Origin of the sequence: Peptoanaerobacter stomatis (genome assembly GCF_000238115.1) — a bacterium.
GTDB classification, from domain to species: Bacteria; Bacillota; Clostridia; order Peptostreptococcales; family Filifactoraceae; genus Peptoanaerobacter; species Peptoanaerobacter stomatis.
Window position 1 is genome coordinate 65317 of record NZ_JH414551.1, and the last position, 14415, is coordinate 79731.

Genomic DNA, 14415 nt, shown 5'->3' on the forward strand with positions numbered 1-14415 from the left:
GCTAATTATAAAATAAAAACCAATTTACAATAAATATATAATAAATTATTTCTTGTTATAACGCATTTTAGCTTTAATAATAAAATATTGATATGTTTCTTTATATTATATTCTATTTTTCTTTAAAAAAGTTTAAATTAACAATACAAAAAGTTTACAAAAGTGCTTTCATAAATTCTATAATTTCTTTTAACATTTGATCTTCTTTTACAGTCTTTAAATTTTGCATAAGTTTGTCATTTGCACTTTCATATACTATTGTTCTATTTTTTTGGCTTATCTTTTCAATTCCTATTTTTTCTCCAAGTGAGCGTATACTTGATATTTTAAGTAAATTTTCAACTTCTTGCGGTATATTTGAAAATCTATCTTCTATTTCTGCTTGAATATCGAAGTAATCTTCTTTACTATTTATTGATGCAATTTTCTTATATATTTCAATTTTTTGTATCTCATCTTCTATATAGTTATCGGGAATATAGGCATTCACATTTAAATATACTTCTGTTGAAACTTTTTCTTCTACTGTTTTTCCTTTCAGTCTGTTAAAACTGTCATTCAACATCTTTATATATAAATCATATCCTACTTCTTCTATATGTCCATGTTGTACTTCACCAAGTATATTCCCTGAACCTCTTATCTCCAAATCCATCATGGCAACTCTGAATCCGCTTCCGAATTCTGTAAATTCTCTTATCGCCTTTAATCTTTTTTGTGCTATTTCAGTAAGCACTTTATCTTTTTCATACATAAGATACGCATAGGCTTGCCTTGATGAACGGCCTACTCTGCCTCTTAATTGATATAATTGTGATAATCCCATCTTATCGGCATTGTATACTATTATTGTATTGGCATTTGATATATCCATGCCTGTTTCAATTATCGTTGTACACAGTAATACATCATATTTTTTTTCAAGATAGTCCATCATTATATCTTCTAATGCTATGGCGCTCATTTGACCGTGTGCTATTGCTATTCTTGCTGAAGGCACTAATTTTTGTATAAAATTATACATTTTATCAATATTTTCTACAGAATTATATACAAAAAACACCTGACCGTTTCTTGCTATTTCTCGCTCTATTGCATCTAATATTATGCCCTCTCTCGCCTCTGTAACATATGTTATAATCGGATATCTGTCATTTGGTGGTTCTTCAAGTACTGACATATCTCTTATTCCTGAAAGTGACATATTCAATGTTCTCGGTATAGGAGTTGCTGTAAGCGTAAGCACATCTATATTTGATTTAATTTGTTTTATTTTTTCTTTGTGCTTTACTCCGAATCTCTGCTCTTCATCTATCACAAGCATTCCTATATCTTTAAATTCAACATCTTTTGAAAGAAGCCTATGAGTTCCGATTATTACATCTACTTCTCCGTTTTTTACCTTTTCTATCGTTATTTCCTGCTCTTTTTTAGTCTTAAATCTGCTTAACACATCTACATTTATAGGATAATTTTCGAACCTGTCGCTCAAAGTCTTGTAATGCTGTTGTGCTAAAATAGTAGTCGGAACTAAAAACGCAACTTGTTTTTGATCCATACAGGCTTTAAATATGCCTCTTAATGCCACTTCCGTTTTTCCATATCCAACATCTCCACAGATTAATCTGTCCATAGGTTTTATATTTTCCATATCTTTTTTTATGTCTTTTATAGACTTTAGCTGATCCTGTGTTTCTTCGAAAGGAAAAAGTGCCTCAAATTCTCTTTGCCACACCGTATCTTTTGAAAAAGCATAACCTTTTTGGTTTTCTCTTTGTGCATAGAGCTCTATAAGGTATTTTGCTATCTCGTCAACCGCTTTTTTTGCTTTTTGCTTTTGCTTTTTCCACTGACTTGAGCCTAATTGTGTAAGACTTATTCTGTCGCTTGCATTTCCTATATATCTTTGAACTCTGTCCATTTGGGATATAGGTACATATATAAAATCTCCGCCTTTATATGAAACTTTTATATAATCTTTTTTTACACCGTCATTTTCTTTTTGTTCTATACCTACAAACTTGCCTATCCCATAAACTTCATGCACTACTATATCGCCTTTTTTTAAATCTGCAAAACTCTTCAATCTTTCAGATTTTATATTTTTTCTTTTTCTTGATGCACTTAGTTTTGACAATCTGAAAAATATATCATTGTTGGTTATAAATGCAAATTTAGATTTTTTTAATATAAGTCCTTGCGTTTTATTATCTTTTAAAATGAATACATCTGAAGATTCTATATCAAATTTATCGTTTTTTATATATTTTGCAGATATATTGCTTGCTTTCAACTCTGAAATTATATTTTTTATAATATTCTCTTGTGGCAAAAGTATAGCTATCTTGTATTTTCTATCTTTATAAGTGTTTATATCAGATATAAGCTGATTTATATCTCCTCTGTATTTTGATGCACTTTGTACATCAAAGTTAAATATCGCTTTTGTCTTTATATTTTTAATATTTCCTGTTATTTCAGATAACACAATCAGTTTATAGTCATAAACTTTTTGCATTATGCTGTCTTTGTCTATAAAAATATTGTCTTGACCTTTTAATGCAAATCCTTTTTCCAAAGAGCTTTTATAGTTTTCAAAAAATTCATAATATATATTGTCAACTTTTTCAAAAATCCTATTGGGTTCGCTGAATACTATATTGCAATTTTTATCTATAAACTGTAATATACTCAAATCCTTTTCTTCATACAAAAAACCTATATATTTTTCTAAACCTTTAAAATATGTCTTGGATTGCATTTTTTCTATATCAACTCTTATGTCTTCGTTTGTGTCCTCTTTTACAAGGCTTTCTATTTTTTTTAAAGACTTGTCTATATTATCAGGATATATATATTCCCTTGCAGGTATTATTCTAACCTTATCCACTTTTTCAATGGATACTTGTGAATATAGGTCAAATATTCTTATAGAGTCAACCTCATCATCAAAAAATTCCATTCTTATCGGATTGCTGAAATCAGGCGGAAATATGTCTATTATAGAACCTCTGAGAGAAAACTGTCCTTTCGACTCTATCTTTCTTACCCTGTCATATCCGGAAACTATAAGCTTTTTTGTCAATTCATATATATCTATATTGGAAGAAAGTTTTATATCTATTATATTTTTTTCATAATATTTTTTAGGCATATATTTTCTAAGAAGCGACGCTATACTTATTATCAATATATCATAGTCGTTGTCATATATCCTCTTCAAGCAATTTATCCTTTGAAACTCATTGTCTCTGTTTATCGCGTCTATTTGGTAAAATTTCAGTTCATCACTTTGAAGTATAATTATCTTAGATTTATTATATCTAAGTAATTCTCTATATATGTCTTGTGCCGCTATATCGCTTTGAGTTATGAATATTACTTTTTTTTTATGAGCACTATATATATAATCCAAAAAAACGGTATGCTTTCAGTTGATATTCCATTTAATAGAATCGGAGTGTTTCTTTCGGATATGGCTCTATCCATCTGCATAAATTCATCTGTTTCAGATAGATAATTCAAAAATTTATCCAAAATATAACCTCCTTACTTTATATTGTATTTATTCATAGACTTATCCAAACCCTTCTCTATGGCATAAAGACAAGCCTCACTGCAATTATCAAGTACATTTAAGAGAATATCTATCTCTTCTTTTGTAAAATTTGACAGCACATATGATGCTAAATCCATATATTGAGGAGGTCTCGATACACCTATTCTAAATCTCGGAAAATCATCATATCCAAGCAAATATATTATATTTTTCATTCCGTTATGAGTTCCTGAGCTACCTTTTTGCCTTATTCTCAACTTTCCTATATCAATGTCTATATCATCATAAAGCACAAACAAATTTTGATGCTCCGCTTTATAAAAGCTCATTATTTGTTGCACTGATTCGCCACTTAAGTTCATAAATGTCTGCGGTTTTACAAGTATTATTTTTTCACCTTTATACTGTCCTTCTCCTATCAATGCCTTGAATTTTATTTTGTCTACTTTTATATTTAACTTTTTAGACAATATATCTATTGCCATAAAACCTACATTATGCTTTGTATTTTGATATTTCAAACCCGGATTTCCAAGCCCTACAATAATATACATACTTCCTCTTTCTTATAAAAAAATTGCACTTATAGGCTGATTGTTAAATATTCTTGATATTGCTTGTGAAAATATAGGTGCAACTGATTCTATTTTTACTTTATCTATTTTTTTATTTTCCTGTAATTCTATAGTATCAAGTACCAATACTTCCTTTATAGGAGAATTTTGTATTCTTGTTATTGCTTCTCCCGATAGTACAGGATGTGTACAGCACGCATAAATATCCTTTGCTCCGAAACCTTCAAGTGCATTAGCACCATTTACAAGCGTACCTGCCGTATCTATCATATCATCCACTATTATTACATTTTTATCTTTAACATCACCTATTATATTAAGCACTTCGCATACATTTGCTCTCGGTCTTCTTTTATCTATTATAGCTATGCCTACTCCCAAACTGTCCGCAAATTTTCTTGCTCTTGTTACGCTTCCAAGATCCGGTGAAACTATAACCACATCATCTCTGCCGTAAAATCTGTTTTTATAAGCATTTGCAAGTATAGGTTCTCCCAATAAATGATCTACAGGTATATCAAAATATCCTTGTATCTGCGCCGCATGTAAATCCATTGTTACAACCCTGTCAGCTCCTGCAGCGGTTATCAGATTTGCTACAAGTTTGGCTGTAATAGGATCTCTTGATTTTGCTTTTCTATCTTGTCTTGCATATCCATAGTACGGAATAACGGCATTTATTCTTCCTGCCGATGCTCTTTTAAACGCATCTATCATTATCAAAAGCTCCATCAAATTAGTATCTACAGGCTCTGAAGTTGATTGAATTATATAAATATCCTTACCTCTTACAGATTCTAATATATTTACAGCTATTTCTCCGTCACTGAATTTCTTGACTTCAATTTGCCCCAACTCTACACCTACACCTTTAGCAATTTTAGATGCAAGGCTTATATTAGAATTACCTGCAAAAATTTTAATTTCACTACCACTCGTGTTCATCTAATTTTCCTCCAAGAAATAAATAAAAAAAGTCTATAAACAACAAATTTACAACACAAAGAGAATATACTCATAAAAAATATAAGTATATTCTTCTTTTATCAGTCTATAAAAATTTGTTTATAATTTTTTCATATTAAAATTATAAAGATAATTATAACAGATTTTATAAATTAAATCATTAAAATATTTAAAAATAATTTTTTTATAACTTAGTTTTTAATCCAAAAGTTTTTTCTTAGCAGTCCATCCTGCTTTTATAACTTGTCTTGCCCTTGCTATACATAAACTATTTGCCGGCACATTATCCGTAACAGTCGAACCTGTAGCTACATATCCCTTTTCTTCTATTGTAACAGGTGCTACAAGATTTGAATTCGAGCCTATAAAAGCATTGTCTTTTACTATAGAGCGATTTTTATGTTTTCCGTCATAATTGACAAATACAACTCCACAACCTATATTTACATTATCTCCTATATCTCCGTCACCCACATAAGCTAAATGTGACGCCTTACTGTTATTGCCCATAATAGAATTTTTAACTTCGACAAAGTTACCTATTTTAACCTTCTTACCTAATTTTGATTTCGGTCTTAGATGTGCATATGGTCCTATAGTTGTTTTTTCATCGACATAGCTTTCCTCTAAGAATGATGTTCTTATAGTAACATTGTCTTTTATAACTGTATCAACTATTTCATTACCTGCATACAATATACAGTTATTCCCTATGTCAGTTTTACCCCTCAATATATTGTTAGGATAAATTATAGTATCTCTTCCAATTACTACATCTTTTTCTATATATATACTCTCCGGAGATATGAGAGTAACTCCATTGTCCATATGGAAACTGTTTATTCTTTTGCTCATAACTTTTCTTGCATCTTCTAATTGAGTTCTTGAATTTACTCCCATTATTTCATCTTGCTCTATGAAAAAAGTCGATATTTTGTTTCCGTTGTTTTTTAATATCTCAAATAAATCTGTAAGATAGTATTCTTTTTGATTGTTGTTGTTAGTTATCTTATTTATATTTTCTTTTATAAGTTTGCCTGAGATATAAGACATTCCTGAGTTTATTTCTCTTATCAATTTTTCTTCATCGTTGGCGTCTTTTTGCTCTACTATTTTAACAAAATCTCCATTTATATCTTTAACTATTCTACCATAACCAAACGGATTATCCACCATACTTGTAAGTATTGTTACAGGTGTATCATCTTTTTTATCTTCTATAAGTTTTTTTATTGTAGACGCTTGTATAAGTGGAGTATCTCCATATAAAATAAGTACATCATCATTTTCATTTATCTTTTTCTCTACTAAAATTACAGCATGACCTGTACCTAACTGCTCATCTTGATGAACATATTCAACTTTATCTTTAAAATATGACTCTATTTGTTCTTTAGCATGACCTACTATAAAGATAGGTTTTTTATCGGAAACCTCTTTAGCTATCTCATATACATACTCTATCATAGGTTTACCCATAATTTCATGCATAACTTTTGACTTTTCGGATTTCATCCTTGTGCCTTTTCCTGCACAAAGCACTACTACTTGTAAACTCATTTTTATCTCCTAAAATTATGTTTATTTTTTATAAATTAAATTCTTTCAAAATATAATCTATTCCAACAATAGACTTTGCATCTATTATTCCTAACTCGTCAAATCTTTCTTTTATAAGATCAAGAGATACTTCCATGGTAGAAAACGTACTGCAAACATTGACATCTTTCACCTTTCTTACATCAGTCACATACATATACACTTTTTCATCCGAATAAGCTATACTTGGATAAAAACTGTATACATTTTTGATATTGTCTACTTCATAACCGAGTTCTTCCAACATTTCATTTTTTATAACATCCAGATGGTTTTCGTTTGAATCTATTCTTTTTGATGGTAATTCAGTTGAATATTCATCTATTGATTTTCTATATATTTTATTCAATACAAGCTTTCTATCTTCTGTTAATGCTATTAACAATATAGTTCCGGGGTGCTCAATAAGTTCTCTTTGTGAATATCCCTTCGCTTTTTCTACTGTAAGCACTTTCAATGAAATATACTTTCCTGTATATATCTCTTTTTGAGATACAATATTTTCTGCTTTTTCTATCTTGTTACTATCGCTCAACATATTCACCTTGAATTTTTGCTAAGAAGTTCTTTGGCATGCTCCAAAGATTTTATGGAATCTGTACTTGCGTCCATCATCTTAGCTATTTCAACTATCCTTTCTTTTTCTGACAAAATTTTTGCCTTTGTTAGTGTGTTATCATCTTCTTCTGTCTTAAATACTTCTATATGATTTTGTGCATACGATGCAATCTGCCCTTGATGTGTTATACAAAGCACTTGTCTCACTCTTGAAATATCTTTAAGTTTTTTTCCAACCTTTTCACTTGCAAGCCCACTTATTCCTGTATCTATCTCGTCAAATACCATAGTCTTCTCAAATTCTGAAGATATTACATTTTTAAGTGCAAGCATAAATCTTGAGATTTCTCCACCTGATGCAATTTTTGAAAAAGGTTTTGTATCTTCCCCCTTATTAAATGAAATCAAAAATATTACATTATCATTGCCCTTATTGTTATATGTGTCTAAAGGACTTATATTAATATCAAACGCTACATTTTTCATACCTAATGTAGCAAGTTCATCTACTATAAGTTTTTCAAGCTCTGTTTTTTTCTCAGTTCTTATAGATGTTATATTTGCAGAAATATTTTTTAATTTTTCATCTAACTGTGACATTTGTCTTTTTATATCTTTTATCTTATCCTCATATTTTTCATAAAATTCTACTTCATCATAAGCATTTTGTAAATATTCCTTCAGTTTGTCATAGCCTTGTGCATATTTTGAATATATTCTGTTTATTTCATCATATCTGTCTTCTAATATAGTCTTTCTGTCTTCGTCAAAGTCATATCTGCCGAGATTATCCCTAACTTCATAAGATAGTTCTTCTATATTATAATATTCGTCATTTAGCTTTTCACTTATAGATTTGAGATTATCGTCCAAATCCGAAAAATTTTCAAACTCTTGCATATAAATTCTAAGTACTTTGAGAATATTATTAGTTTTCCTGTAAAGCTCCTCATAAAGTCCATTCATACATTTTGATATTTTAACAGATTTATCCATTATTTCAAGTCTATCTTCTATATTTTTATCTTCACCTTTTTTCAGTTTCAACTCTTCTATTTCATTTATTTGATATTTAAGCAGCTCAAGCTCTCTTTTGTTTTTTTCTTTGTCATAGTTTGAATACATATCCTCATATTCTTTGCTCAGCTTTATGTATGAAGAATATAGGCTGATATATTCCTTGAACTGTTTCATTTTTCTAAGACCTATATATGAATCGAGTATATTTATATGATTAGTCTCTTCAAGCTCGTTAAACTCATTTTGTCCATGTATATTTATCAAATATGAAGATATTTTTTTCAAAAAAGAAGTATTGACATTTTTGGAGTTTATCTTGCAAAGACTTCGTCCATCTGAGTATATCTCTCGTTTCAAAATTATAATATTGTCTTCTATATCAATGTTTTCTTCTTTCAACATATTTTCAAGAAGTTTTTTCATATTGTCTTTTATGAAAAATATAAGCTCTATTATCGATTTATTTGTACCTTTTCTTACAAATGTCTTATCCGCCCGTTTACCTATAGCAAATGATATAGCATCTATCATTATGGACTTTCCTGAGCCTGTTTCTCCTGTGAAAACTGTAAAGCCGTTTTCCATTTCCAACTCCAGTTTATCAATAAGTGCAAAGTTTTCTATATACAACTGTTTTAACATTATTCTCCTCCAAAAAACAGTTCATAGTCAATTTTCTTCATTAAACATAAGCTTTTTCATTTCAAAAGTGAAATTTATAAAAATTATCAAATCTATCACAATAAGTATACATTTGGGCATTATATCTTTTACAAATACTAATGAAACCCACAATATAGCAACTATTATAAGTGCATATATTATTACTGAAATAAATATCAACAATTTTTTTACAGCTTTTTTGTCAGAAACTTTATTTAAAAAAATTTCTATTATAATATCTACAATAATTTCTAAAATCTCCATAACAAACTCCATACCATTAATACAGTAAAAAGTGATTATAATATGTTAATTCAAACAAATACAATATACTGTAAATTATAAATTAATTTAAAAACTCTCAAAAATCTTTAGACTTACAGCATTTGCATATTGATAATTTAACAATTATTAATAATTATCTTAAATCTACTTATAACTTAATCAAGTTCATTATGAGAAGCATCCACTGTCAAATCTATAAAGCCACTATCAAAACTCACGTTTTCATCTGTAAAATATGCCAAATACTCTATATTACCTTTTTGACCTTTTATAGGAGAAAATGTGAGATTTTTTATATACATTTCATTTTCTATTCCGGCATCAATTATTTCTCTTATCACTCTTTTATGCACATTTATATCTCTTACTATTCCGTTTTTACCCACTTCTTCTCTCTTGCTCTCAAACTGCGGTTTTATCAGAGATATTACACAAAATCTGTCTTTTAAAAATTCTTTCAGTTTAGGAAATATTATTCTTAGCGATATAAAAGATACATCTATTACTGCAAAATCTATATCATCAGAAACCTTATTTCTCTCCAAATATCTGAAATTTGTCCTTTCCATACAGACTACTTTTTCGTTTATGCGAAGTTTATAATCTAATTGACCATATCCTACATCAATACTATAAACTTTTTTTGCACCATTTTGCAACATACAGTCTGTAAATCCACCTGTAGATGCCCCTATGTCCATACAAATTTTATCTTTTAAATCTATATCAAAAATTTTTATAGCTTTTTCCAATTTCAATCCGCCTCTACCTACATACGGAATAGCCTCATCTTTCAGTTTTATTTTGCTGTTTTCATCTACAAGCATACCGGCTTTATCAGACAGTATATTATCAACAAAAACATTGCCTGCCATTATGTTCGCTTTTGCTTTTTCTCTCGACGGATATAGACCTTTTTCTACAAGAATTACGTCCAATCTTTTTTTCATAATAATTCATTACTCGCTTAATATTTATATATTTTTAAAATTTTTAATTTAATAGCAATCACCATTAAAAATAAATATAATAGCAATTTTTATTTTACTTATTTTTTAATCAGTTAAAAAGTATAAAAGTATTACAACATTAGTTATTATAACATAAATTCTTCATTTTTTCTATTACTTGTATAAAATTAAAAGTTATATGCAATATCAGTATTATACAAAAAAACAGCAAGCCTTTGCGATTTACTGTTTTCTAAAATTATTTTGATTAATATATGCAATGTTGATAAAATATGATTAATAATTAATAGAGTTGTTCAACAGCTCAATTTTAAAAACTGCTAAAAGTAATTGTAAAAATTAATATTGGAAAAGTTATTTTTTAAATCTGAAATTTGATATATTTACAGTCACTGACGGCAGGTAATCAAACAAGTCCGTTTAAGTTTTATACTATTATTAAAATCACTATTCTATTATTTTATTATCTCATATATTTTTTTACTTATAATTTCCGGTGTAAAGCCGTATTTCTCATATATTTTATCAACATTCCCATTGGCAATAGGCTCATCCGGGAATGAGAAAAATTTGAGTTTCGGATTTTGAGTTTTTTCTGCTACATAATCTGATATTATTGCTGAAAAACCTCCTGTTTTTATTCCATCTTCCATTGTAAATATATATTTGTCATCTAATATACTGTCCATAATTTCATTATCTACAGGGCGTATTCTCCTCGCATTTATAACTTTTATACTAATATTATAATCTTTTTTAAGTAGTTCTTGTGCCTGCAAAGCTATATTAAGCATTTTTCCTGTCGCTAATATAGTAGAATCGCCTTTATATGACAACTGCTCCCACGCTGTAACGTCTTGCTCGTTTTTATCGAAGCCCAAATTATATATTATTCCTCTTGGAAATCTTATCGCAACAGGACAGTTTTTTCCATATAATGCATCTATCATTTTTTCCATTTCAATTGCGTCTTTTGGAGAATATATTTCTATATTAGGCATACTTGATAAATAGCTTATATCATATAAACCGTTGTGCGTCTCTCCGTCTTCACCTACTATTCCGGCTCTGTCTATCAGAAAAGTAACAGGAAGATTCTGCATACAGACATCATGCAATATCTGATCATATGCTCTTTGCAAAAATGTAGAGTATATCGCTACATAAGGTCTTATTCCGGATATTGCCATACCTGCCGCCATTGTAACTGCATTTTCTTCTTCCATTCCTACATCTACAACTCTTTTGGAAAATTTTTTTTCAAGACAGTCAAGTCCTGTACCTTTTATCATTGCAGCCGCTATTGCAACAGTATCATCATATTTATTAAATATCTTTAGCAATGATTTACCTGCTATATCTGAAAATGTTTCCTTATTTGATACTTCTATCTTCTTTGTAAAATCAAACTTTCCTACTCCATGATATGTTGTTGGGTCATTTTCCGCAAATTCATATCCCTTCCCTTTTTTCGTTATTACATGAAGTATTTTAGGTCCTTTTATTTTTTTCATCTCTTTGAGTGCATTTACAACTTCAAAATAATTATGTCCATCGACAGGCCCATAGTAATTTATCCCGAATTCATTAAATAACGCTCCCGGCACTGTTATATTTTTTATATTGTCTTTTACATTTTTTATTACATTTACTGCATTTTCACCTATAAAAGGCAAAGATGATATAGTTCCTCTTACATTTTTTGACAGACGTCTATATTTTTCATTTACTCTCAACTTACTTAAATGTTTTGCTATTCCGCCTACGCTCTTATCAATAGACATTTCATTGTCATTCAAAATTATGAGCATATCAAGCTTAGAATGCCCCAAAAAATTTATTCCTTCCAATGCAAGACCACTGCATATTGAACTGTCTCCTATAAGAGATATGACATTATAGTCCTTATTCTGCAAATCTCTTGTCATAGCCATACCTATTCCGGCCGATATAGATGTAGAGCTGTGTCCTGTATTAAAAGGATCGTGTATGCTCTCAGAAGTTTTCGGAAAACCGCTCATACCGTCAAGCTGTCTTAATGTATCAAACTTTTCTTTTCGTCCTGTCAATATTTTATGAACATAACTTTGATGCCCTACATCAAATATCACCCTGTCAACAGAGGTATCATATACACTATGTATTGCCATAGTAAGTTCCACTACGCCCAAATTAGATGACAGATGCCCTCCTGTCTTTGATACTTTATTTACCAAAAACTTTCTTATATCCCTGGCAAGAAATACCATTTCATCTTCTCTTATATTTTTTATGTCCTGTGCATCTTTTATTCTATCCAGATATTTATACATTTTTCTACCTTTTCATTTTTATAGTTTATTTATTATATTATAAATCTCATAGATAATTTATATAAAAATATTTGTGATTCTGTATTTTTATTATAAGTAGTCTAAACTTAATTTCAAATTTTGATTTAATTTATTTTAAACTGATAAAACTAATGTTTTATATTTACAATTTAATATTCAGTATATAAAAAATTTATTTTTTCTGGCTTAATACCAATACATCTTTTTCCAATATAATTGTATCTCCCTTAGGTATTACCGGCTTATCATCTCTCATTATCAATATTATAAGCTGTTCTTCCAGTGATATTTCCTGTATTTTTTTACCCAAATAATCACTTTCTTTTGTTATTGTCATTTCACTCAAGTCAAATTCTATATTATTGTTAAATCTTACGGCAGTCAATGCTATACAATCATCTTTTCTAAATACCACATCGCCTTTAGGAAGTATAGAACCGTCTTTCCCCTGTATTGACACAATGAGCAAATCCGGTGGCAAGTTTATATCTTTTACGGTTTTTCCAATCCAAGGATGATTTTCTGTAATTTTTACTCTTATATAATCAACCGGTATATCTTCAGTATAATCACTGAATGTTTTTAGTATATTTTCATTTTCATCAATCATATTCAGCTTTTTTGTAACATAAGGTATCAAACTTCCCTGTAATATAATCGATAATAAAACTACTCCGAAAACTATGTGAAATATATCAAAACTTACATTAAGTCCACTGCCAAGCACCATTATTGCAAAAACTATTGATGCTGCACCTCTAAGCCCACAAAAACTTACCAAAATTTTCTTTTGCAAAGACACTTTCTCAAACGAATACAACAAAAACACCGCAACCGGTCTGGCAACAAATGTAAGTGCCAGAAATACAAAGAAAAACTCCTCTTTCACACTCCATATTGCAGACGGTAATGACAGCAAACCGAGCAAGAAAAATACAATAAGTTGCATAAGACCTGTTATTCCGTCAAAAAAATGTATCAATGAACTCTTATTTTTTATCTTCTGATTACCAAGTATTATACCTACAAAATAACTGCTCAAAAATCCGTTTCCTCCAAAAAAAGTAGGAAAAGCATAGCTAAACAGTGCCACAGATACAAAAAATATTTGGTCGAATCCTTCTGTGTCAAATTTATATCTTTTCAAAAACTCTATTGTAAACTTTGCTATTAAAAAACCACAGCATATACCTATAACAATTTGCATAACAAAAGTTTTTGCTATCTCAAACGAAGATACTCCACCTTTTAATATCATAACACATATGATCATGCACATATATGCAAACGGGTCATTACTACCGCTTTCCAATTCCAATACAGGAGCAGTATTCTCTTTTATTCCGAGTTTCTTTGAACGAAGTATGGAGAAAACTGATGCCGCATCAGTCGAACCTATTACAGAACCAAGTAATAAACTCTCCCAAAATGAAAACTTTAATACAAAATGACATATCACTCCCGTAATCAAGGCAGAACCCACAACACCTAAAGTAGATAAATGCAAAGATTCCTTCACAACTTTTTTAGCTGTATTCCAGTTTGTTCCGAAACCTCCATAAAACATTATGAATATAAGTGCAATTACACATATATTTTCCGACATTGAATAATTGTCAAAATATATTTTTCCAATACCGTCACTGCCGAACATCATACCCAAAAAAATAAAAAATACAAGCGTAGGTATACCTACCTTAGACGAAAACTTATTTATAAGTACACACAAAAAAATAATTAAAGAACCTATCAGCAAAGATGTGACCATTATAACTCCATTTTCAGCATTTTTATTTATATTAAAACTTTATTGAAATACTAATTCTTTTTTAATTTTAAAATTTTAAACCCATTTATTATTTTTCAATTTGATTATTCCTATATTA

The 14415-nt window shown here is 29.4% G+C and carries 11 protein-coding genes; all 11 read right to left on the minus strand.

Translation table 11 applies throughout. The features are described from left to right. Positions 1 to 154: 154 nt before the first annotated feature. Complete coding sequence (gene mfd / locus HMPREF9629_RS05265; protein ID WP_009525332.1) at positions 155 to 3415, minus strand: transcription-repair coupling factor; 3261 nt, start codon at positions 3413 to 3415, stop codon at positions 155 to 157. Further along, a complete protein-coding gene (locus tag HMPREF9629_RS12165) occupies positions 3379 to 3537 on the minus strand; it encodes a hypothetical protein (RefSeq protein ID WP_009525333.1) in 159 nt (52 codons plus the stop codon). The genes mfd and HMPREF9629_RS12165 overlap by 37 nt, the downstream gene beginning before the upstream one ends. A 12-nt stretch (positions 3538 to 3549) precedes the next feature. Beyond that, positions 3550 to 4113 (minus strand): aminoacyl-tRNA hydrolase, encoded by a 564-nt coding sequence (gene pth, locus HMPREF9629_RS05270; protein ID WP_009525334.1) that lies wholly within the window; start codon positions 4111 to 4113, stop codon positions 3550 to 3552. 12 nt (positions 4114 to 4125) lie between these two features. Next, complete coding sequence (locus HMPREF9629_RS05275; RefSeq protein ID WP_009525335.1) at positions 4126 to 5079, minus strand: ribose-phosphate diphosphokinase; 954 nt, start codon at positions 5077 to 5079, stop codon at positions 4126 to 4128. Between the two features lie 219 nt (positions 5080 to 5298). Then, positions 5299 to 6660: a bifunctional UDP-N-acetylglucosamine diphosphorylase/glucosamine-1-phosphate N-acetyltransferase GlmU gene (glmU, locus tag HMPREF9629_RS05280; RefSeq protein WP_009525336.1), complete on the minus strand. Its 1362-nt coding sequence runs from the start codon at positions 6658 to 6660 to the stop codon at positions 5299 to 5301. Between the two features lie 28 nt (positions 6661 to 6688). Continuing rightward, positions 6689 to 7237, minus strand: a complete 549-nt coding sequence (locus HMPREF9629_RS05285; RefSeq protein WP_009525337.1) for an NUDIX hydrolase — start codon at positions 7235 to 7237, stop codon at positions 6689 to 6691. A 2-nt stretch (positions 7238 to 7239) separates the two neighbouring features. Further along, positions 7240 to 8919, minus strand: a complete 1680-nt coding sequence (recN, locus tag HMPREF9629_RS05290; RefSeq protein ID WP_009525338.1) for a DNA repair protein RecN — start codon at positions 8917 to 8919, stop codon at positions 7240 to 7242. A gap of 27 nt (positions 8920 to 8946) precedes the next feature. Next, positions 8947 to 9204, minus strand: coding sequence for a hypothetical protein (locus HMPREF9629_RS05295; protein WP_009525339.1), 258 nt, complete (start codon positions 9202 to 9204; stop codon positions 8947 to 8949). A 176-nt stretch (positions 9205 to 9380) separates the two neighbouring features. Next, positions 9381 to 10175: a TlyA family RNA methyltransferase gene (locus HMPREF9629_RS05300; RefSeq protein WP_009525340.1), complete on the minus strand. Its 795-nt coding sequence runs from the start codon at positions 10173 to 10175 to the stop codon at positions 9381 to 9383. A 476-nt stretch (positions 10176 to 10651) separates the two neighbouring features. Further along, positions 10652 to 12508, minus strand: a complete 1857-nt coding sequence (gene dxs / locus HMPREF9629_RS05305; protein WP_009525341.1) for a 1-deoxy-D-xylulose-5-phosphate synthase — start codon at positions 12506 to 12508, stop codon at positions 10652 to 10654. 193 nt (positions 12509 to 12701) lie between these two features. Then, entirely contained in the window at positions 12702 to 14297 is a 1596-nt protein-coding gene (locus tag HMPREF9629_RS05310) for a potassium/proton antiporter (RefSeq protein ID WP_009525342.1), read from the minus strand. Positions 14298 to 14415: the final 118 nt, after the last annotated feature.